This is a genomic window from Mycobacterium sp. IS-3022, from assembly GCF_001500065.1.
GTDB lineage: Bacteria > Actinomycetota > Actinomycetes > Mycobacteriales > Mycobacteriaceae > Mycobacterium.
This window is the reverse complement of sequence record NZ_LQIN01000007.1, coordinates 102120-123933: the sequence shown is the minus strand read 5'-3', so window position 1 is coordinate 123933 and position 21814 is coordinate 102120. Positions and strand designations below refer to the sequence as shown.

16 protein-coding genes are annotated in these 21814 nt (G+C 68.3%); 7 read left to right on the top strand and 9 right to left on the bottom strand.

The genetic code is table 11. The features are described 5' to 3' along the window. Positions 1 to 63 precede the first annotated feature (63 nt). The gene (pgfA, locus tag AU188_RS07695; RefSeq protein ID WP_059163137.1) at positions 64 to 1260 is read right to left on the bottom strand and encodes a cell envelope lipid trafficking protein PgfA; all 1197 of its coding nucleotides are present in this window, start codon (positions 1258 to 1260) and stop codon (positions 64 to 66) included. Between the two features lie 243 nt (positions 1261 to 1503). Here pgfA and AU188_RS07690 point away from each other — a divergent pair, with 243 nt between their 5' ends. After that, positions 1504 to 2616 (top strand): acyltransferase family protein, encoded by a 1113-nt coding sequence (locus AU188_RS07690; protein ID WP_156426606.1) that lies wholly within the window; start codon positions 1504 to 1506, stop codon positions 2614 to 2616. Here the strand turns inward: AU188_RS07690 and AU188_RS07685 are convergent. Together AU188_RS07685 and AU188_RS07680 are read right to left on the bottom strand one after the other, a co-directional pair. Then, positions 2585 to 4054, bottom strand: a complete 1470-nt coding sequence (locus AU188_RS07685) for an AMP-binding protein (protein WP_059163136.1) — start codon at positions 4052 to 4054, stop codon at positions 2585 to 2587. The genes AU188_RS07690 and AU188_RS07685 overlap by 32 nt on opposite strands. Before the next feature lies 1 nt (position 4055). After that, positions 4056 to 5027 (bottom strand): phosphotriesterase family protein, encoded by a 972-nt coding sequence (locus AU188_RS07680; RefSeq protein WP_059163135.1) that lies wholly within the window; start codon positions 5025 to 5027, stop codon positions 4056 to 4058. A 74-nt stretch (positions 5028 to 5101) separates the two neighbouring features. Between AU188_RS07680 and AU188_RS07675 the strand changes: the two genes are divergently transcribed. Further along, positions 5102 to 6697, top strand: a complete 1596-nt coding sequence (locus AU188_RS07675) for an MFS transporter (protein WP_059163134.1) — start codon at positions 5102 to 5104, stop codon at positions 6695 to 6697. On the opposite strand, the gene AU188_RS07670 is transcribed toward AU188_RS07675, so the two are convergent. After that, positions 6690 to 10883, bottom strand: coding sequence for a DUF3367 domain-containing protein (locus tag AU188_RS07670; RefSeq protein ID WP_216636174.1), 4194 nt, complete (start codon positions 10881 to 10883; stop codon positions 6690 to 6692). The genes AU188_RS07675 and AU188_RS07670 overlap by 8 nt on opposite strands. 19 nt (positions 10884 to 10902) lie before the next feature. Further along, positions 10903 to 11076 (bottom strand): DUF2613 domain-containing protein, encoded by a 174-nt coding sequence (locus AU188_RS24885; protein ID WP_082686534.1) that lies wholly within the window; start codon positions 11074 to 11076, stop codon positions 10903 to 10905. Positions 11077 to 11196: 120 nt separating this feature from the next. On the opposite strand from AU188_RS24885, the gene AU188_RS07665 reads away from it, so the two are divergent. Beyond that, on the top strand, positions 11197 to 12405 hold the full coding sequence (locus AU188_RS07665) for a glycoside hydrolase family 3 N-terminal domain-containing protein (protein WP_059163132.1): 1209 nt from the start codon (positions 11197 to 11199) through the stop codon (positions 12403 to 12405). A gap of 34 nt (positions 12406 to 12439) precedes the next feature. Then, complete coding sequence (locus AU188_RS07660; protein ID WP_059098750.1) at positions 12440 to 13084, top strand: TetR/AcrR family transcriptional regulator; 645 nt, start codon at positions 12440 to 12442, stop codon at positions 13082 to 13084. Here AU188_RS07660 and AU188_RS07655 read toward each other — a convergent pair. The 3 genes from AU188_RS07655 to AU188_RS07645 all read right to left on the bottom strand — a co-directional run bounded on the left by AU188_RS07655 (position 13081) and on the right by AU188_RS07645 (position 15957). Beyond that, on the bottom strand, positions 13081 to 13656 hold the full coding sequence (locus AU188_RS07655; protein WP_059163131.1) for a histidine phosphatase family protein: 576 nt from the start codon (positions 13654 to 13656) through the stop codon (positions 13081 to 13083). The two genes, AU188_RS07660 and AU188_RS07655, sit on opposite strands and share 4 nt — an antisense overlap. Positions 13657 to 13760: 104 nt before the next feature. Further along, positions 13761 to 14603, bottom strand: a complete 843-nt coding sequence (locus tag AU188_RS07650) for a MaoC/PaaZ C-terminal domain-containing protein (RefSeq protein ID WP_172799425.1) — start codon at positions 14601 to 14603, stop codon at positions 13761 to 13763. Position 14604: 1 nt separating this feature from the next. Then, entirely contained in the window at positions 14605 to 15957 is a 1353-nt protein-coding gene (locus AU188_RS07645; protein WP_059163129.1) for a 3-oxoacyl-ACP reductase, read from the bottom strand. 38 nt (positions 15958 to 15995) lie between these two features. Here AU188_RS07645 and AU188_RS07640 point away from each other — a divergent pair, with 38 nt between their 5' ends. Both AU188_RS07640 and AU188_RS07635 read left to right on the top strand, forming a co-directional pair. Then, a complete protein-coding gene (locus AU188_RS07640) occupies positions 15996 to 17303 on the top strand; it encodes an acetyl-CoA C-acetyltransferase (protein ID WP_502687593.1) in 1308 nt (435 codons plus the stop codon). A 138-nt stretch (positions 17304 to 17441) separates the two neighbouring features. Then, positions 17442 to 18383, top strand: coding sequence for a TIGR03564 family F420-dependent LLM class oxidoreductase (locus AU188_RS07635; protein WP_059163128.1), 942 nt, complete (start codon positions 17442 to 17444; stop codon positions 18381 to 18383). Positions 18384 to 18641: 258 nt separating this feature from the next. Here the strand turns inward: AU188_RS07635 and AU188_RS07630 are convergent, their stop codons facing one another. After that, on the bottom strand, positions 18642 to 20477 hold the full coding sequence (locus AU188_RS07630) for an acyl-CoA dehydrogenase (protein ID WP_059163127.1): 1836 nt from the start codon (positions 20475 to 20477) through the stop codon (positions 18642 to 18644). A 238-nt stretch (positions 20478 to 20715) separates the two neighbouring features. Here AU188_RS07630 and AU188_RS07625 point away from each other — a divergent pair, with 238 nt between their 5' ends. Next, entirely contained in the window at positions 20716 to 21795 is a 1080-nt protein-coding gene (locus tag AU188_RS07625) for an NAD(P)H-dependent amine dehydrogenase family protein (protein ID WP_059163126.1), read from the top strand. The last annotated feature ends 19 nt before the right edge of the window (positions 21796 to 21814 follow it).

Sequence of the window (21814 nt, the reverse complement as noted above, 5' to 3'; positions counted from 1 at the left end):
GCTCGAGCGGGAACAGTCGAGCCACCAGCGACTGCGCCCGCAACGGCGCGGCCAGACGCGTGATCAGACCGGTCTGTCCGGGGGCAGGTCGGGCGGCCTGGACGTCGGTATCTTCTCGGTCTTGGCTTCCGCGCCGGGCACCTTGATCCCCTGGGTGTCGAAGAAGCCGTGGTCGGCCTCGTCAAGCCCGGGATCGATCAGCGCCGACTCGGCGCGCAGGCTGAACGACCCGAGCAGCGCGCCGCCGACCAGCAGCACCAGGCCCATCGCGGTGAACGTGATCGGCAGGATGCGGCCCCACAGCGCGACCCGGTCGCGTTCGTCGCTGGCGCTGGCGACCTGGGACTCGACGGTTTCCTGGTTGAACGTGACCTTGTAGTCGACGAACGTCACCTCGGGCTTGAGCGGCTCGCGGGCGTAGTAGTGGTAGCCGTGCTCGTCCTTCTTGACGATGGTGCCGGACACCGGATCGACCCAGAAGGTGCGCTGCGCGGCGTAGTACCGCGACATCGTGATCGGCTCGTCGGGCTCACCGGGCACGCCCCACATCGCCGCGCGCGCGGTGACCTCGCTGTCGGCGTCGTCTTCGTAGAGCGAGGCGTACTTCACGGGCTCGACCAGCTTGCCGTCCGCGTCGTAGCCGACGTTCTGGGTGAACCGGTAGGTGGTCATGCCGTTGACGTCTTCCTCGCCGTCGTAATTGGCGTCGAACGCCTTCTGCGCGATCGGGTCGAACACCGAATAGGTCTTCTTCTCCGTGTCGAACGGGAACCGGTAGGCCAGCCCCTCGTGCGGCAGCGCGATGTTGGTCGGCGGCTTGTCGTCGTCGATGGCGCGCGGCTTCTGCACCGCGCCGCCCGGATTGCTCTCGCTGGACACCGCTTCGGCCGTGCTGCGGTCGACGGTCACGGTGTCGACCATCGCCAGCAGCAGGCCGGTGTCCTGTTGCTTGTCGGTTCGGCGCAGTGAGCTGCCGACCTGGAGGGTCACCACGTCGGCGTTCGACGGGGACTCCACCGAGATCTGCTCCTGCATCGCCATCGGCACGTCGCGGTCTATGACGAACTTGGCCGAGTTGAGCGATGCCGGGTCGAACGCGGTGCCGGTGCCCTCGCTGATCAGGGTGGCATCGAGGTCCAACGGAATCTTGGCGATCTTGCTGTGGGTGTAGGTGGACAGCAACAGCGCGGCGATCAGCAGGGCGGCACCCAGCCCCAAGATCCCGCACGCCGCAATACGCAGCGCCACTGCGCGGTTCAAACCGTGCCTCCCATATCCCGCTCCTCGCGTCCGCGGCTTCATCCCGTGGTACGCCGCAAAAACCCGTTTGACCCTAACAGCACAATTTAAGGTCGTCGTTTAGTCCGAGCGCATCCACCCGCGGCCCCGGACTACCCGTATTCAGCATGTTTTGATCTTCCCGGCACACTGATTGCCGTGGGCAGCATCGGAAACGTGGCGGAAGTCGGCGGCACCCGCGGATTCCTGCCTGCCGTCGAAGGCATGCGGGCCTGCGCGGCGGTCGGGGTCGTCGTCACCCACGTGGCGTTCCAGACCGGCCACACCGGCGGCATCACCGGCCGGCTGTTCGGCCGCTTCGACCTAGCGGTCGCAGTGTTCTTCGCGCTTTCGGGCTTCCTGCTGTGGCGCGGGCATGCGGCGGCCGCGCGGGGGTTGCGGCCGACCCCGTCGACCGGCCACTATCTGCGCTCGCGGATCGTCCGCATCATGCCCGGTTACCTGGTCGCGGTGGTGGTGATCCTGTCGCTGCTGCCCGATGCGAAAGCCGACCTGACCGTATGGCTGGCCAACCTCACCCTGACCCAGATCTACGTGCCGCTCACCTTGACCGCGGGGCTGACGCAGATGTGGAGCCTGTCGGTCGAGGTGGCGTTCTACCTCGCGCTACCGCTGCTCGCGCTGCTGGTGCGACGGGTCCCGGTGTGCGCCCGAATACCCGTCATCGCGGTCGCGGCAGTCGCCAGCCTGGGGTGGGCGGTGCTGCCGATCGCCACCTCCGCCGGCGTCAACCACCTCAACTGGCCGCCCGCCTTCTTCTCCTGGTTCGCCGCGGGCATGCTGCTCGCCGAGTTGACGGTGACACCGGTCGGATGGCCGCACCGGTTGGCCCGGCGGCGCGTACTGATGGCGGTCATCGCGGTGGCCGCGTTCCTGGTCGCGGCGTCCCCGATCGCGGGACCCGAAGGACTCACCCCGGGCACGGTCAGCCAGTTCATCGTCAAGATCGCGATGGGCGCGGTGGTCGCCGCCGCGCTGGTGGCCCCGCTGGTGCTCGACCGCCCCGACACCTCGCACCGACTACTCGGCAACACGACGATGGTGACGTTGGGGCGGTGGTCCTACGGACTGTTCATCTGGCACCTCGCCGCGCTGGCGATGGTGTTCCCGGTGATCGGCGAGTTCGCGTTCAGCGGGCACATGCCGGTGGTGCTGGTGCTGACGGTGGTGTTCGGCTTTGCGATCGCCGCGGTCAGCTACGCGCTGGTGGAGTCGCCGTGCCGGACGGCGTTGCGGCGATGGGAGTTTCGTCACGAACGCCCGATACCGCCGCTGGACTCGGCGGTCAGCGGCGTGCCTGAGCCCGTCGCGAGATGACCTCGTCGCGCACCGCGGAGCGCCGCGCCTTGCCCGCGTCGTCGCGCAACGGCGCGTCGGTGAACTCGACTGTGCGCGGCACCTTGTGGCGCTCGAGGCGCTCCGAGAGGAACGCGATGACGGTCGCCTCGTCGAGATCACCGTCGGCCTGCACGAGCGCATGCGGCACCTGACCGAGATCCGAGTCCGGCACACCGACGACCAGACACGACAGCACACCCGGGTGTTCGGCCAGCGCCGACTCGATCTCCGCGGGGTACACGTTGCGGCCACCGACGGTGAACATGTCGACGCGACGGTCGTTGAGGTACAGGAAGCCGTCCTCGTCGAAATAGCCCAGATCGCCCAGCGAGTCCCAGCCGTCGCGGGACTTCGCGGACGCGCCGACGTAGCGGTAGGTCGGCGCGCTACCCGGCGGCGGGCGCATGTAGATCTCGCCTGCGACCCCCGGCGGGCACTCGTTGCCGTCGTCGTCGAGCACCTTCATCTCCCCCGCGACAACGACGCCGACGGAACCCGGGTGCGTCAGCCACTGGTCCCCGGAGATGAACGTCAACGCCTGTAACTCGGTGCCGCCGTACAGTTCCCACACTGTGTCCGGACCCAGGATGTCGATCCACGCCTGCTTGACGGCCGGCGGGCAGACCGCGGCCACATGCCAGAACCGCCGGATCGAGGACAGATCGTAGGCGCCGGGGTTGGCCCGGTAGACCGGCAGCAACCGCTGCATGATCGTCGGAACCGTCGTCAGGAATGTCACCCGATGCTCGGTCACCAGACGCAGGAACTCGTGCGGTTCGAACCGCGGCATCAGCACCAGATGATGGCCCTGCACCAGGCCGATCGCGAACGTGGTGAACCCGGTGTTGTGGCTCAGCGGCACCGACAGCAGGTTGACGTCGCGCTCCTGTGCGCCGAGCGGGTACCCGGCGGCCGGCGGAAACCGGCCGTCGCCACCGGATTCGATCAGCTTCGGCTTGCCGGTGCTGCCGCCGGAGGCCATCACCTTGAACACTGGTGACACCGCCTCGGGCAGCGGTGCATCCGACAGCCCCGGCTCAGGCATGTAACCGGTTGGCACGCTTGGCGTTCGGCCGGTCGGGTCGTCGCGGCCCACCAGCAGTGCTCGCGGTTTGAGCTCGAGCAACCCGGCGAGCTCGGCGTCGGGCAGCCGCGGTGAGAGAGGTTGCGGAACGGCACCGAGCTTCCACGTCGCGAGCACCGCCTGCACGAACTCGATCGAGTTCGCCAACACCACCGTTACGTAATCACCTTGTCGCACACCGAGTTCGGCGTAGGCGCGGGCCAGCCTGTTGGTCGACTCGTCGAGCTCACCGCGCGTGATCGTGACACCCTCGCACGTCGCCGCCGGTGCGTCGGGGGCAGCCGTCGCCAGCCGTGACACCTGGGTCCCGATCGGCGGGATCGGTCCGCTCATCTCAGTAGCCGCCCCGTGTCTCGAAGATCCGCCGTGGGTTGTCGACGAGCATCGTGGTCAGCTGCTCGTCGGTGACACCACGATCCTTGAGCGCGGGGATGACGTCGTTGTGGATGTGCAGATAGTGCCAGTTCGGCATGGTCGCCGGCACAAGCGCTTCCGGTAACCAGTCGATGAAACACGATGCGTCGTGGGACAACACCATCTTGTCGGCGTGACCGCGCTCGCACATCCTCGCGACGGTGTCGACCCGGTCTTCGAAGCCGAGGAACACATCCACGCCGAACCGGTCCATGCCGATGTAGGAACCGTTGGCGATGAGCTCTTCGAGATAGCCGAGATCGGTGGTGTCACCCGAGTGCCCGATCACCACCCGCGAGAGGTCGACGCCCTCCTCGGTGAAGACGCGCTGCTGATCCAGGCCCCGCTTCGTCGCGGCGTGGGTGTGCGTCGAGATCGGTACGCCGGTCTCGCGGTGGGCCTGCGCGACCGCCCGCAGCACCCGCTCGACACCCGGAGTCACACCCGGTTCGTCGGTAGCGCACTTGAGGATCGCCGCCTTGATGCCAGTGTCGGCGATACCGGTGGTGATGTCGCGGACGAACATGTCCACCATCGGTTCGCCGAGCGGGGTGTCCGGGCCGCTGAAGTGGAAGAACATCGGCACGTCGTTGTAGGTGTACACGCCGGTCGCCACGATGATGTTGATGTCGGTCTGCGCGGCGATGCGTTCGATGCGCGGGATGTAGCGGCCCATTCCGATCACCGTGAGGTCGACGATGCTGTCGACGCCGCGCGACTTCAGCTCGTTGAGGCGGACGACGGCGTCGGCCTCGCGTTTGCCCTCGTCGCCCCAGACTTCGGGATAGTTGGCCGAGATGTCGGGGGACTGGATGAAGACGTGTTCGTGCATGAGCGTGACGCCCAGGTCCCCGGTGTCGATCGCCCCGCCGGCGGTGTTCAGTTGCGGCACGCGGCCGATGCTACGAGATAGCGATCGGTCAATCGGGTACTTGAGAACTGTTCATACAGAAAGGCCACAACCGCATGGCGGCATCGTCCCCTGTCCGCGCCGCGCCGTCGGCGTGGGCGCCGCTGTCCTCGCCGATCTACCGTGCGCTGTGGATCGCGCAGTTCGTCTCGAACCTCGGCACCTGGATGCAGACGGTCGGCGCGCAGTGGATGCTGGTCGCCGATCCCGGCGCGGCGGTGCTGGTGCCGCTAGTGCAGACGGCGACGGCGTTGCCGGTGATGCTGCTGGCCCTGCCCTCCGGTGTGCTGGCCGACCTCGTCGACCGGCGGCGGCTGCTGATCGCCACCCAGGCGGCGATGGCGGCCGGCGTCTCGCTGCTGGCGGCGTTGACCGGCGTCGGTCTGGCCACCCCGGCGGTGCTGCTGATCCTGCTGTTCCTGATCGGCTGTGGCCAGGCGCTGACCGCGCCGGCGTGGCAGGCGATCCAGCCCGAACTCGTTCCCCGCGAACAGATCCCGGCTGCTGCGGCGTTGACCAGCTTGGCCATGAACGGCGCCCGGGCGATCGGGCCTGCGATCGCGGGCGCGCTGGTGTCGCTGTCGGGACCCACGCTGGTTTTCGCGTTGAACGCGGTCTCGTTCGTCGGCATCGTCGCGGCGCTGGTGGTTTGGCGTCGTCCGGCCGCGCAACGGTTGCTGCCGACCGAGAGGCCGTTGTCGGCGCTGAGCGCGGGTGGGCGCTTCATCCGGAGTTCACCGGTGGTGCGGCGCATTCTGTTGCGCGCGCTGTTGTTCATCGCGCCGGCCAGCGCACTGTGGGGATTGCTCGCCGTCATCGCCAGTCGGCAACTGAACCTCTCGTCGGCGGGATACGGCGTGCTGTTGGGTGCGCTGGGGGTCGGAGCGGTGTGCGGCGCGACGCTGTTGTCGCGGCTGCAGACGGCGTTCGGGCGCAATGCCCTTCTCACCGGCGGCGCCGTCGGTTTCGCGATCGCCACTGTGGTGTTGGCCCTGGTTCCGGTGTTGGCGGTGGTGGTCGTCGCGATGCTGCTCGGCGGGCTGTGCTGGCTGCTCACCTTGTCGACGCTGAATGCGTCGATGCAGCTGAGCCTTCCGGCCTGGGTACGGGCGCGCGGGCTGTCGGTCTACCAGTTGGTGTTCATGGGCGGGCAGGCGATCGGCTCGCTGATGTGGGGCCTGGTGGCCGGCGCCACCAGCAGCGTGACGGCGCTTCTGATCAGCGCGGGGCTGCTGGCCGCCTGCGCGGTGTCGCTGCTGTGGTGGCCGCTGCACCGGGGCACCGGCAATCTGGACGTGGAACCGTCAGCGCACTGGCCGGAGCCGGCGCTGGTGTTCGAACCCGCGCCGCCAGACGGACCGGTAGTGGTGCTGAAGACCTATCGCGTCGCGGCGGAGGACGAGGCGGCGTTCGTCGCGGCGATGGCCAGGGTGAAGCGCTCGCGGCAGCGCACCGGTGCCGTGCAGTGGCGGCTGTTCCGCAGCGGTGAGTCGCCCAACACGTTCGTCGAGGCGTTCGTCGTGCGGTCGTGGGACGAGCATCTGCACCAGCACATGACCCGTCAGACCCGGCAGGACCTGCTCATCGAGCAGGCGGTCGACAAGTTCGTCATCGGCCAGCCCACGCTCGAGCATCTGATCGCCGTCAACTGACCCGCCTGCGTGTGCTCACGGTCGAGGCGGCGACGGCGGCGACCGACACCAACGCCAGCAGCTGCACGCCCCACGAATGGCCGACGTAGCCGTCGACCGATCGCCACGGGTTCTGGCTCAGCACCGCGCCGGCCAGAATCAGTCCACCGGCCGATAGGCCGACAGTAGTTGCCTCGCAGAGCTTTTCGCGGTCGCGAAGGAGGCGGCGAACGCCCAGCGCGACGCCGACCACCACGACACCGGCCAGCCCGGAGATCGCTGCGCCGACAGCGAGCGTGGCGGCAGCCACCGCGATCGCGTGCGGCCGCCACACCGGCACGGGGTCAAGGGGCGGTTGGCGTCTGCGCGCCGGAAGGAACGCCAGCAGGGCGAGTACCGGCAGCAGCGCCAAGCCGCCGATCAGGCCGACGCGGTAGGGCCCGTTGGACGGGAAGGACAGCGTGACCGGACCCGACGTTCCCGGCGGCAGCACCCAACCCTGCTGCCAGCCGTTCACCGTGATCGGCGCCAATGCCGTCCCGTCGCTGTCGTGTGCCACCCACCCGGGGTTGATGCTTTCGGGCACGACGAGCACCCGCGACGCCGGAGACGCCGCGACGCTCACCTCGCGGCGGTCTGCGCCCCATGCGCCGGTCTGCGCGGGTGTGGTTGGCGCCGGGCGTATTTCGCGGGCCAGGGGTCCGGACAACTGCGCGCCGTCGACTATGAACGCGGTACCTGGGCTGACCACCAGCTCCTGCTGCCCCGCCGGCAGCAGGATCGGTTCGCTCCGGCACGGTTGCGCGGCGACGGGCGCACCGTCGAGCAGGCTGCCGACGGTCGTGGTGAGCGAGGTCTGAATGAACTGGCCGGCGATCCCGATGACCGGTCCACGTCCGCAAGGCAATTCGATCGTGCGGTCCCGGTTGCGCGCCGCGTCGGCGGCTGCGATGGGTGCACCCTGGGTGTCCAGCGCCGTCACCTCGGCCAGCCCCGGCGGCTTGAGTTGGTCGAAGCCGAGCGCCGTGCGGTCGATGACGTCGTCCCATTCGAGGATGGACACCGTGACGGTGTCGGTGACCCGCGGCTTGAGCTTCAGGGTCTGCGCACCCGCGTCTCCGGCCACGCGGCGGATCTGCGGACCGTCACCGAGATCGACGGCCAGCAGAGTTGGGTGTGCCGGCAACTCAACCGAACTCGGCGTCACCCGCAGCCCGGCGACCTCGCTACGCCGCGGCAGCTTGAGCGTCAACGTCGGTGGCGTCTGGTGCTGCACGACGCGTTGTGGCGCGGTCCACGCGGTGCCGGGATCGCCGTCGGCCGCGGCGTAGGCCGAGCCCAGGATGTCGATCGGATCGGCGTCGCCCAGCGCGCGGGCGGCGCCCGGCGCGGCGACCAGGTCCGCCAGCTTGGGCCCCTGGCGGGCCCGCACCCACACCGTCGGGGTCACCGCGATCGGTGTCGGCACGGTCAGCGTCCGGCTGAGGTTCACCGGCTCCTCGGGGGACAGCGCCATCGCGGCGGCGCACCTGGTACCCGTGGGGCTATGCGCGCAGCCCGATCGGCCGAGCAACTCCGAACCCAGATCCCACTGCGCCACAGTCGAACCCGGTGGCGGCCCCGGAACCGCGACGGTGTGGCGCAGGCTGACGGGATGGGCGAAGCCGTTCGCGTCGTACTGGGTGACGGCGATGTCGGTGAGGCCGAATTGCACACCTGGCGATCCGTCGTCGGTGGCGACCGCGGTGATCCGCACCCACGGTGACTCCCCGTAAGGCAGCGCCGTGGTCAACGGTTTACCGGACTCGTCGAAACGCAGGGTGCTGGTGCCGTTGACGGTCGAGATCTCGATGCGGCGGATCTGCGCGCCGACCGCGGTGGCGCTGGGCGTGACGGTGATCGTCGCGTTGGTCACCGGGTGGTCGAGGTCGACCTGCAGCCACTGTCCGATCGCCGACTGCAGCGCGTTGGACACCCAACTCGTCGACGGGTCGGCGTCGATCGCCGCGGCCGGGCCCGCGGCGGGCGTGACGTTGGGCAGCGCGGTCGAATCGGACGCCGAACTCGACACCGAGACCCGGCCGCCGTTCCACTGCCCGTAGACGAGATCGGTGCCGGGGGAGGGATAGTCGATGACCCGGTTGTGGGTATGCCGGGCATCGTCGGGGGTGCGGATCGCCGAGGAGTGGTGGTCGACGCGGCCGTAGTCGGTCTCGCGTGCGACCGGAGTGTCGGTGACGGTGACGAGCGGGGCGGGCAGGTCCGCGCGTTCGGCGTCGGCCGTCAACAGCATGGGGCCCAGCGGCGGCTGACCGAGGAGTCGTCGGCGCTCGTCGAGTCGGAGCAGAGCTTCGGGCGCACCGTCGACGCGCGCCATGCTCTCGGTGTCGACAAGGTAAGGCGTCACCGGCGTTTCGGCATGAACCCGGTAGATCTCGACGGCGGGGTAACGGGGGCGCAGTCCACTGTCGGTGACGAATCCGGCCAGGGTGCCGCCCCCCACCGGATCGCCGAACTCGGCGACCTTCTCCAGGCCGGGCGAGCCGTCGACGGCCCGGTGCACCAGCAGCGGCCGCGCCGACCGCGAGGCCTCCGGATCGAGATCGTTGCGCACGACGACATACGAAATACCTTGGCGGGCAAGGGTATCAGCGAGCCCAGCGGACGGCCGTCCCGCCGCGAACAGGCGCTGCACGGAGTCCAGCGCGCGGATGGTCTGCGGCGGGGTCAGCGGGATGGAGTCGCGCACGCCCCACGGACTGTCGCCGAGCACCTGCAGCGGTTCGTCGTGGCTGTTGCCCCAAACCTGGGTGGCGAACGGCGCGCCTGGCGCAACGAGGACGCGGCCCTCGGTGTTGTGTTCGTCGAGCCAGTCGGCGGTGTCATGCCAGTACTGCGGGATGGCGTCGAAAGCGCCTGGCGGAGTAAGGCGTCCGGTCCACGCGAGCGAGGTTCCGGCGGCCAGCGCGACCAGCACCACGATCCCGACGGCGACCCGCCTGTCGCGTTCGGGGTGAGCCAGCACGCTCGTCCACTCAGAGCGCGGCGCGCTGCCCGGCAGCGGGATCCGGCCGAGCAGGTGCGCCAATCCGAGGGCCAGCGGCAGGCGCAGCAGCGGTTCGAGCTTGTGCAGATTGCGCAGCGGTGTTCCCGACGCGTCGAGGAACGCCTGAACCTCGAGCGCCACCGGCGATCCCAGTCCACCCGAGTAGCCGAGCGCCAGCAGCGTGACACCGGTCAGCAGGATGGTGATCAGCCGACCGCGGGCCGGCATCGTGCGCATGGCGAGTCCGGCCAGGCCGGCGGCGGCGACCAGGGTGGTGGCGAGCACGGCGACCGAACCGGTCACCAGCGACGCGCCGGCGGTCGCGTTCGGTGCGACGAACGGCGTCCAGGCGTCGGTGCCGCGCAGCATCTCCGTCAGCGACATCCAGCGCGTGGTGACGCCGGAGGATTCGATGAAGTCGAGGAACGGCGGACTGATCCGGCCCAGCAGTACCAGCGCGGTCACCCACCAGAGCACCGCCAGCGCGATACCCGCCGCCCACCAGGCGGTGAATCGCCACCACAGTCTGGTGGGGCGGTGACATGCCAACCAGATGGCCGCGCACAAGCAGCCGGTAAGGGTGGCCACCGCGTTGACCGCGCCCATCAAGGCGATCGCCACCGCCGACCTCGCGGCCAGCACCCGGATCCTTGCATCGCCCTGCAGGGCGAGGATCATCGGCAGCAGCACCCACGGCGCGAGCATCATCGGGAGCGTCTCCGAGGAGATCGCGCCGAGCGTGGTCAGCACCCGCGGTGACAGCGCATAGGCGACCGCAGCGATCGCCCGTGACGTCGGACTGCCGATGTTCAACGCTTCGGCCACCCGCAGTACGCCCCAGAACCCGACGACCAGCAGCAGCGCCCACCACAGCCGCTGGGTCACCCATCCGGGCAGCCCGGCGACGTCACCGATCAGAAAGAACGCGCCATGCGGGAACAGATAGCCGTACGCCTGGTTCTGGGCCTGCCCGAACGGCAGTTCGCTGTTCCAGAGGTTGAACGCGCGCGTGAGAAACCGTAGGGGATTCGCGGTCAGGTCGAGCTTGGTGTCGGGCGAAATCTGGCCGGGTGACTGGGCGAACGTCAGGACCAACGCCGCGGCAGCGGCCACCCACAGCCAGCGCCGCGAGAGCGGGACGGTCTCAGCGGCGGAGGGCAGGAGCGACGCGACCCGGGATTTAGCTTCGGTCGCCGTACTCGACCCTGTTGAGCACCGAGGACGCCGGATCGCCCGCTTGCAGAGGAGGCCTGTTGTCCTGCTGCACCATCAGCGTCACGCCGAATACGGCTGCCGCGCCCAGCAGCACGCCGACCACGATGCTGGCGGCGGCGGGCACGAGGAACCGATCCATGGGGGCAAAAGTAGCACGCGGCCGATGTCCGCAGATGAACGTGCGTTCCGGCGGTCGAGCCACCCGGCTCGCCGACCAGGAGATAGAACTGAGCGTCCAGTGCCGTTAGTGTCGAGGCCCATGGCCTTGACATCGAGGAAGACATCGAGGACCAGGACGCTCTGCGCACTGGTGGCACTGACCGGGCTCGTGCTGGCCTGTTCGCCGACCGAGCAACCCGAAGCCCCGTCCGCCGTCTCCGAGGCTCCGCTGACGAAGGCGGCCACCGCCGTGCCGAACGCTCCGGCGCCGGACGCGCCGGCGGCACCGGCGTGCGGAGCCGGCGAGCAGCTGCTCTCGGCCATGTCGACGCGCGACAAGCTCGCGCAACTGCTGATGGTCGGGGTCACCGGCGCGGCGGACGCCCGCGCGGTCGTCGACACCCATCATGTGGGCGGCATCATGATCGGCAGCTGGACGGACCTGTCGATGCTGTCCGACGGATCGTTGGCCGACATCGCGACTGCGGCGAACCCGCTGCCGCTGGCGGTCAGCGTCGACGAGGAGGGCGGCCGGGTGTCGCGGCTGGCCCCGCTGATCGGTGCTCAGCCCTCCCCGCGGGTGCTGGCGCAGACCAACACCCCCGAGCAGGTGTACGACATTGCGTTGCGGCGCGGCCAGCAGATGCGCGGGATGGGCATCACCATCGACTTCGCCCCGGTCGTCGACGTCACCGACGCGGCCAATGTCGACGGTGTCATCGGAGACCGGTCCTTTGGTTCGGACCCGACCGTCGTCACCGACTTCGCCGGCGCCTACGCTCGCGGGCTGCGCGACGCGGGGGTCCTCCCGGTGCTCAAGCACTTCCCGGGCCACGGCTCCGGGTCGGGCGACTCGCACACCGGTAGCGTCTCCACGCCGGATCTCGCCGAACTGCAGACGACCGACCTGGTGCCGTATCGGACGCTGACCACGCAGGCCCCCGTCGGCGTGATGGTCGGCCACATGCAGGTGCCCGGTCTGACCGGAAGCGATCCGGCGAGCCTGAGCCCGGCCGCGTATGCGCTGCTGCGGTCCGGCAATTACGGCGGCCCGCCGTTCAACGGTCCGGTGTTCACCGACGACCTGTCGTCCATGCAGGCCATCTCCGACCGGTTCGGGGTGGCCGAGGCCGCCCTGCGCGCCCTGCAGGCCGGCGCCGACAACGCGTTGTGGGTGACGACCGGTGAGGTGCCCGCAGTGCTCGACCGGCTCGAGAAGGCGGTGGCGGCCGGTGAGCTGTCGATGTCCAGCGTCGACGCGTCGGTGCTGCGGCTGGCGGCGATGAAGGGGCCCAACCCGCGCTGTTGACACCTGGCGTCCACCGATTGCTTACCCTTGTGTGATGGCCGGAGGGACCAAGCGGTTGCCGCGCGCCGTGCGCGAGCAGCAGATGCTTGACGCCGCGGTGCAGATCTTCTCGGTCAACGGCTATCACGAGACGTCCATGGACGCGATCGCCGCCGAAGCGCAGATCTCCAAGCCGATGCTGTATCTGTACTACGGCTCCAAGGAGGAGTTGTTCGCGGCGTGCCTGGATCGTGAGCTGGCCCGGTTCGTCGACGACGTGCGCAGCCGGATCGACTTCAAGCAGAGCCCGAAAGACCTTCTGCGCACCGCGGTTCTGGCGTTCCTGAACTACATCGACGCCAACCGGGCCTCGTGGATGGTGCTCTACAGTCAGGCCACCAGCTCTCAGGCGTTCGCCCACACCGTGCGTGAGGGCCGCGAACGCATCATCGATCTGGTGAGCAGGCTGCTGCGGTCGGGTACCCGAAACCCCGAGCCGGACACGGATTTCGACATGATGGCCGTCGCGCTGGTCGGAGCGGGCGAGGCGGTGGCCAGCCGGGTCAGTACCGGCGACGCCGGTGTCGACGAGGCCGCCGAACTGATGATCAACCTGTTCTGGCGGGGCCTGAAGGGGACGCCGGCCGACCACGCCGTGGCCGACCACCCCGTCGAGACTGCGGGGCGATCGCCGAACTAGCCCGAATCGCGGTTAGTGGTCTCGACGGTCCACCCCGGTGGCGCGTGGTAGGTCCAACCTTCCTGCCAGTCGAACGGCGCGTCGACCGATTCGGCGAGACGTCGTCCTTTCAGAAGGTAGTCAAGTGCCCACTTATTGGCCGAGTGAGCGATGACCAGCACGGTCCGATCGTCGTATTGTGCGGCCAAACTCCTTATGAATGAGCGCATCTGGTCGACGACCTGTTGATAGCTCTGCCCGCCCGGATAGGGCTCGGTGATGTGCTGACGGCGGATGGTGGTGAGCCGTGCAACTGGCATGCCATTGAGCATCCCGTAGTTGCATTCGCGTAGCCGGGAATCGGTGCGGATGGGCACATGTCTGCCGGCGAAGGCAATCTCGGCAGTCTCTACGGCGCGGGCAAGATCGGAGACGAAGACAGCGGCGAGTTGGCGGTCGCGATGGCGCCGGCCAAGCTCACGCGCAAGCTCGCGGCCTAGGGGCGACAGCTCGCCGGGCAGCCATCCAGTGGCAATGCCCGCTTCGTTGTCCACAGTCAAGGAATGCGTTTCGAAGATCAGCTCGATGGCCATGCCCCGTCTCCTGCAGGCGTTCGCGAAGGGCGGCTTCGAGACTGCGGCGAGATCGCCGAACCAGGCCTGATCGCGATCTGTGCGCAGTCTCGAACCAGCTATCGCTAGAGCGACCGCACCGTGCCGAACAGGTGCGGCTCGCGCTTCTTCATGTCGCGCAACGTCAGATCCCAGCCGTCGGAGACGCGGTCGACGTACAATCCGGCGCTGGCAGGCAGCACCACCGGCTTGGCGAACTTCACCGAGTACTTCACCGCGACCGGCAGCTGGCCCTCGATGTTCGCGAGAACCGCTGCGGCGCTGAACATCCCGTGTGCGATCACCGTCGGAAAGCCGAACAGCTTGGCCGCGACGGGATTGGTGTGGATCGGGTTGTGGTCGCCGCCCACCGAGGCGTAGTGCCGGATCTGGCCGGGCGTGATGCGCAGCACCGCGTTCGGGGGGCCCAGCTTCGGTGGCTTCTGCGGTGGCGGCTTGGGTTCGTCGGACAAGCTCGTGCGCTGTTGATGCAGGAACGTCGTCACCTGGTGCCACGCCTGCTCGTTGCCGACGTTGACGTCGGTCACGAGGTCGACCAGCAGGCCGCGCCGGTGCTCACGCAGGTTCTCCGCGTGCACCTTCACCGACACGGTGTCGGTGACTGCGATCGGCCGATACTGCGTGATGTGGTTTTCGATGTGCACCGAACCCATTGCCGCGAACGGAAAGTCGAAGCCGGTGACCAACGACATCAGCGTCGGGAAGGTCAGCGCGAAGGGATAGGTTAGCGGCACGGTGTCGCCGAACTGCAGACCCGTCACGTCGGCGTACGCCGCCACGTTGTCGGGGTCGATGCTCAGGTCGTCGACGGTCAGCGTGCGGTCGGGTAGCGTCTCCCCGCGCGGCACGAAGGGCAGCGCGCCCGCCGCGGCGCGCACCAGGTTCATCAGCCCGGACGGTTGGGTCACGTCACGCCCCCAGCCACGCCTGGCCGCACACGCGCACCGTGTTGCCGGACACGGCGTTGGACGCGGGACTCGCGAAGTAGGCGATGGTCTCGGCGACGTCGACCGGTTGGCCGCCCTGATACAACGAGTTCAGCCGTCGCCCGACTTCGCGGGTGGCCAGCGGGATGGCCTCGGTCATCTTGGTCTCGATGAACCCGGGCGCCACCGCGTTGACCGTGACGCCCTTGTCGGCGTAGGCCTGCGCCAGGCTGTCGGTCAACCCGATCATGCCCGCCTTGGTGGTCGCGTAGTTGGTCTGCCCGCGGTTACCCGCGATTCCCGCCATCGACGACAGCCCGACGATCCGGCCGCCCTCACCGATCGAGCCGTTGCCGACCAGCCCTTCGGCTAGGGCAAGCGGCGCAAGAAGATTCACCGCGACGACGGAGTCCCAACGCGCCTCGTCCATGTTCGCGAGCAGCTTGTCGCGGGTGATGCCGGCGTTGTTGACCAGGATGTCGGCGCGTCCGCCGTGGTTCTCCTTCAGGTGTTCGGTGATGCGCTCGACCGCATCGGGCGCCGTCACATCCAGCGCGATCGAAGTGCCGCCGACCTTGGTGGCCGTCACGCCGAGCGCGTCCTTGGCCCCCTCGACATCGATGCACACCACCTTCGCTCCGTCGCGCGAGAACACCTCGGCGATCGTCGCGCCGATCCCGCGGGCCGCGCCGGTGACGATCGCGACCTTGCCGTCCAGTGGCCGGTCCCAGTCCGCCGGCGGCGCCGAGTCCTCCGCACCGATCCGGAACACCTGCCCGTCCACGTAGGCGGACTTGCCCGAGAGCAGGAACCGCATCGTCGACTCCAGCCCCGTCGCCGCGGGCTTGGCATCGGAGGACAGGTACACCAGGTTCACCGTCGCGCCGCGGCGCAACTCCTTGCCCAGCGACCGGGTGAAGCCCTCGAGCGCGCGCTGCGCGATGCGCTCGTGTTCACTGCCCGCCTGCTCCGGGGTGGTGCCGACGACGACGACGCGGCCGGACGGCCCGAGATTGCGCAGCAGCGGGGTGAAGAACTTGTACAAGCCCTTGAGCCCGGCCGGTTCGGTGATGCCGGTCGCGTCGTACACCAGCCCGCCGAACGAGTCCGCCCAGCGACCGCCGAGGTTGTTCGAGACGACGTCGTAATCCTCGGCCAGCGCGGTGCGCAGCGGCTCCACGACACGGCCCTCACCGCCGATCAGCAACGTGCCCGCCAGCGGCGGATCGCCTTGCTTGTAGCGGCGCAGCGTCTCGGGCTGCGGAATGCCGAGCTGCTTGGCGACGAACGATCCCGGCGTCGAATGGACGATTTGTGAGTACAGATCGGAAGCCATGGGGACGAACTTACTCCTGAGTAAGAAGGGTGGGTACTATGGGGTTCATGGCTAGTGATACCCGCCGACGCGTCGCCATCCTCGGCGGCAACCGAATTCCGTTCGCCCGCTCCGACGGCGCCTACGCCAGCGCGTCGAACCAGGACATGTTCACCGCCGCCCTGGGCGGCCTCATCGACCGCTTCAACCTGTCCGGCGAGACTCTCGGCGCCGTGATCGGCGGCGCGGTGCTCAAGCACAGCCGCGACTTCAACCTGATCCGCGAGTGCGTGCTCGGCAGCGCGCTGTCGTCGTACACGCCGGCCTTCGACATCCAGCAGGCCTGCGGAACCGGGCTGCAGGCCACCATCTCCGCGGCCGACGGGATAGCCGCCGGCCGCTATGAGGTGGCCGCGGCGGGCGGCGTCGACACCGCCTCCGATGCGCCGATCGCACTCGGCGACGACCTTCGTCGCACGCTGCTGGGGCTGCGCCGGTCGAAGTCGAACCTCGACCGGCTGAAGCTGGTCGGCAAACTGCCGGCCTCGTTGGGCATCCAGATCCCCGTCAACAGCGAGCCGCGCACCGGGATGTCGATGGGCGAACACGCTGCCGTCACCGCCAAGGAGATGGGGATCAAGCGCACCGACCAGGACGAATTGGCGGCCGCCAGCCATCGCAACATGTCCGCCGCCTACGACCGCGGGTTCTTCGACGACCTGGTCACGCCGTTCCTCGGCGTGTACCGCGACAACAACCTGCGGGCGGACTCGTCGGCCGAGAAGCTCGCCAAGCTCAAGCCTGTGTTCGGGGTCCGCAACGGCGACGCGACGATGACCGCCGGCAACTCCACTCCGCTGACCGACGGCGCCTCGGTGTCGCTGCTGGCCTCCGAGGAGTGGGCGTCGGCCCATGGCGTCGAACCGCTCGCATACTTCGTCGACGCGGAGACCGCCGCGGTGGACTACGTCAACGGCAAGGACGGACTGCTGATGGCGCCGACGTATGCGGTGCCGCGCCTACTCGCTCGCAACGGGCTGAGCCTGCAGGATTTCGACTTCTATGAGGTCCACGAGGCGTTCGCGTCGGTGGTGCTCGCACACCTGCAGGCGTGGGAGTCCGAGGAGTACTGCAAGGAGCGGCTCGGCCTCGACGCCGCGCTCGGCTCGATCGACCGGTCGAAGCTCAATGTCAATGGGTCGTCCCTGGCCGCGGGCCATCCGTTCGCCGCGACCGGCGGGCGCATCGTCGCGCAGTTGGCCAAGCAGCTGGCCGAGAAGAAGAAGCAGACCGGTCAACCGGTCCGCGGGCTGATCTCGATCTGCGCGGCCGGCGGGCAGGGCGTCGCGGCGATCCTCGAGGCGTAGAAAGCCGCGAAAAAAGTTGTGCCGACGGTTGTAACGCCGGTTTGGGCCATGTCGATAGACAGATAGCTCCGTACTGCCGTCTGACCCCCCGACCCGACGGCAGTACGGGGCTCTTAACTTTTGGCGGCGGATGCTTCGATGGTGGGCATGCAGATCAGCATGTCCCTCGTGGGACTCCTCACCGACGCCGAAGGGCGGTCGCCGCTCGACGCCACCCTCGGCAAGCTCGCCGCGCTGCGTGACGAAGGGTTCCGCCGGGTCTGGATGGCCCAGCTGCCCTACGATCCCGACCTGTTGACCATCCTGGCCGTCGCCTTCCGCGAGATCGACACCATAGAGGTGGCCTCGGGCGTGGTGCCGATTCAGGTCCAACATCCGACCCAGCTCGCCCAGCGCGCGCTGACCCTCAACACGATTGCCGGCGGACGGTTCAGCCTGGGTATCGGCCTGAGCCACCGCATGGTGACCGAAGGCGTGTGGGGCATCTCGTACGACAAGCCCGTGCGCCAGATGCGCGAATATCTCGACGCGCTGCTGCCGCTGCTGGCCGGTGAGCCCGCCGACACCGCGGGTGAATTCTGGACCACCCACGGTTCGCTCAAGGTGCCGGGTGCCCCGGCTCCGGACGTGTACCTCGCTGCCCTGGGACCGCAGATGCTGCGTCTCGCGGGCCGCCGCAGCGCCGGCACCATGACGTGGATGACCGGACCCAGGACGCTGGCCGATCACGTCATCCCGACGCTGCGCACCGCGGCCGCCGAAGCCGGCCGGTCGGAGACGTCGGTGCGGGTGGTGGCGTCGCTGCCGGTGAGCGTCACCGACGACGTTGCGGGCGCCCGGGCACGAGCCGCCGAGGAGTTCGCGGTTTACGGGCAGTTGCCGTCGTACCGCGCGATGCTGGACCGCGAAGGCTACGCCGGGCCGGAGGACGCCGCGATCATCGGCGACGAGGAAACCGTGGCGCAGCGGCTCGACGAACTGGCCGATTCCGGTGTCGGCGAGTTCGTCGCGAGCATGTTCGACACCGATGCCGAGACGCGTGCCCGCACCCGCGCACTGCTGCGATCGAAGGACGATTGATCGCCCGTAATTACCTCTGGTGTGATCTAGATCCCGGGCGTACGATCGATCGCACGACGGGTTCGGGAGTGGCGATTCCGAAGAGTCGGCAAGGGTTGAAAGCCGACCGCGCGAGACTGACGTGACGCACCTATTTGCCCTCCCGAACCCGCCTTTTTTGCGGTTTGGTGACTGCTACGCCTCGCGAGGGAAAGCCGGCAACGCAAGAACGCCCCCGGGAAGAGTCCGGGGGCGTTCTCGTGAAGCGGTCGGAAGGGTTTAGAAAGCCGCCTCGTCGAGCTCCATCACCTCGTTGTCGAGGTTCTCGATGATCTGGCGCGTGCTGGTGAGCAGCGGCAGGAAGTTCTTCGCGAAGAACGACGCCACCGCAACCTTGCCCTCGTAGAAGGCACGCTCGTCACCGCTGGCTCCCGCGTCGAGCTTGTCGATCGCCACCGCGGCGTGCTGCTGCAGCAACCAACCGATGACGAGGTCGCCGACGCTCATCAGGAAGCGCACCGAGCCCAGGCCGACCTTGTACAGCTCGGCCGGATTCTCCTGCGCGGCCATCAGGTCTCCGGTGAGCGTGGCAGCCATGCCCTGGACGTCCTCCAGCGCGGTGGCCAGCAGCGCACGCTCGGCCTTCAGCCGGCCGTTGCCCGACTCGTTCTTGACGAACTGCTCGATCTGGCCGGCCACGTACGCCAGCGCCTGGCCCTTGTCGCGGACGATCTTGCGGAAGAAGAAGTCCTGCGCCTGGATGGCGGTGGTGCCCTCGTAGAGCGAGTCGATCTTGGCGTCGCGGATGTACTGCTCGATCGGATAGTCCTGCAGGAAGCCCGAACCACCGAAGGTCTGCAGGCTCTCGGTCAGCTTGGCGTACGCCTGCTCGGAGCCGACGCCCTTGACGACCGGCAGCATCAGGTCGTTGACCTTGACCGCCAGCTCGGCGTCGACGTCGTGCAGCGCCTTGGCGACCGCGGAATCCTGGAACGTCGCGGTGAACAGGTACAGCGCGCGCAGACCCTCGGCGTAGGCCTTCTGGGTCATCAGCGACCGGCGGACGTCCGGGTGGTGCGTGATGGTCACCCGCGGCGCGGTCTTGTCGGTCATCTGCGTCATGTCCGCGCCCTGCACACGCTCCTTGGCGTACTCGAGCGCGTTGAGGTAACCGGTGGACAGCGTGGCAATCGCCTTGGTGCCCACCATCATCCGGGCCTGCTCGATGACCTCGAACATCTGCGCGATGCCCTCGTGCACCTCGCCGACGAGCCAGCCCTTGGCGGGCACGCCGTGCTGGCCGAACGTCAGCTCACAGGTGGCGGAGACCTTGAGGCCCATCTTGTGCTCGACGTTGGTGACGAACACGCCGTTGCGCTCACCGGGCTCGCCGGTCTCCGGATCGAACAGGAACTTCGGTACGAAGAACAGCGACAGACCCTTGGTGCCCGGTCCTGCGCCCTCGGGGCGAGCCAACACCAAATGGAAGATGTTCTCGAACAGATCATCGGAGTCGGCCGAGGTGATGAAGCGCTTCACGCCATCGATGTGCCAGGAGCCGTCGTCCTGCTGGACCGCCTTGGTGCGGCCCGCGCCGACGTCGGAGCCGGCGTCCGGTTCGGTGAGGACCATCGTGGCGCCCCACCCGCGCTCGGAGGCCAGCACGGCCCACTTCTTCTGCTCCTCGGTGCCGAGGTTGTACATGATCTGGGCCATGCCCGGGCCCATCGCGTACATGTACGCGGCCGGGTTGGCGCCGAGAATGTGCTCGATGAGGGCCCACTGCAGGGCGCGGGGCATCGGCATGCCGCCGAGTTCCTCGTCGAGGCCGATCTTGTCCCAGCCGCCGTCGAACAGGGCGCGCATCGACTTCTTGAACGGCTCGGGCAGCGTCACCGAGTGGGCGTTCGGATCGAACACCGGCGGATTGCGGTCGCCTTCGGCGAACGACTCGGCGATCGGGCCCTCAGCCAACCGGGCGACCTCGCCGAGCATTTCGCGGGCGGTGTCGATGTCCAGGTCGGCGAAGTCACCCTCGCCGAGCGCCTTGTCAACGCCGAAGACCTCGAACAGGTTGAAGACCTGGTCACGAACGTTGCTCTTATAGTGGCTCACGGTTCCTCCTCGGTGAGATAGCCACTCACGGTTGGGTACTTCTGGCTAAGTTACCCACCAGTAACTGCCCCGAACTATACCCATCAGTAACTTCAACTCAAACCTCCGCGGAACAATTTCCGCAGGCTAACTAACCGCCTGGTTGGTCGGGCGGCCAAAACCCCAGCTGAAAAGGCCTTGACCGGCCGTTTCGACCCGCTGTGAGAATCGTCACCTGCCCTCCCGATAGGGTGTTGCGATGCTTCGCGTCGGGGTCTGGGGAACAGGAAACATGGGCGCCTGCGCCATCCGCTCGACGGTGGCTTTTCCCGGCTTGCAGCTCGCCGGTGTCATCACGTCCTCGCCGGACAAGGCCGGCCGCGATGCCGCGACGTTCGCCGGGCTCGACGCGCCGACCGGCGTCACCGCCACCACCGACGTCGGCGCCGTCCTCGCGCAATGCGACGCCGTCGCCTACATGGCGTCCGGCGACATCCGCCCCGACGAGGCGGTCGGCGACATCGAACGCTGCCTACGCGCCGGCAGTCACGTCGTGACCCCGTCGCTGTACTCGCTCTACGATCCGCGTTCGGCGCCGCCGGACTGGGTCGACCGGCTCACCCGGGCCGCGGCGGAGGGCAACTCCGCGCTACTGGTCAGCGGCGTCGACCCCGGTTGGGGCAACGACGCGCTCGCGGTCCTCGCCGCCGGGTTGTGCACGAAAATCAAGACCATCCACTGCCAGGAGATCTTCGACTACTCCACCTACAACCAGCCGTTCGCCGTCAAGGTGTCGTGCGGGTTTGGCGGATCCATGGACGAGACCCCGATGATGCTGCTGCCGACCATCCCCACGATGGTGTGGGGCGGCAACATCCGGCTCGTCGGGCGGGGTCTGGGCATGGAGATCGACGAGATCACCGAAGAGGTCGAACGCCGTCCGCTCGAGGAGTCCGTCGAGACTGTGATGGGGACCTTCGAAAAGGGTACGCAGGGCGCGTTCTGGCTCAAGGTCATCGGCAAGTCGGGTGGGCGGGAGCGCATCGTCATCGACCACATCACCCGCATCCACGCGTCATGTGCGCCCGACTGGCCGTATCCCGACGAGGGCGTCGGCGATCACCGCGTGATCATCGACGGTGATCCGCAGCTGACGATCACGACCCGCGCCGACGTGCCGGGCGGCACCCGGGCCGATGGCGGCAACACCACCGCGGCCAATCGATTGCTCGGTGCGCTCGACTGGTTGTCGAATCAGAAGCCCGGCATTTATGACGGGCTCGACGTGCCGCTGCAGACGGCGCTGCCGCCCGAGGTGCAAGCTCAACGGTGGGCCTAACTTGTGTTTCGCCGAAACT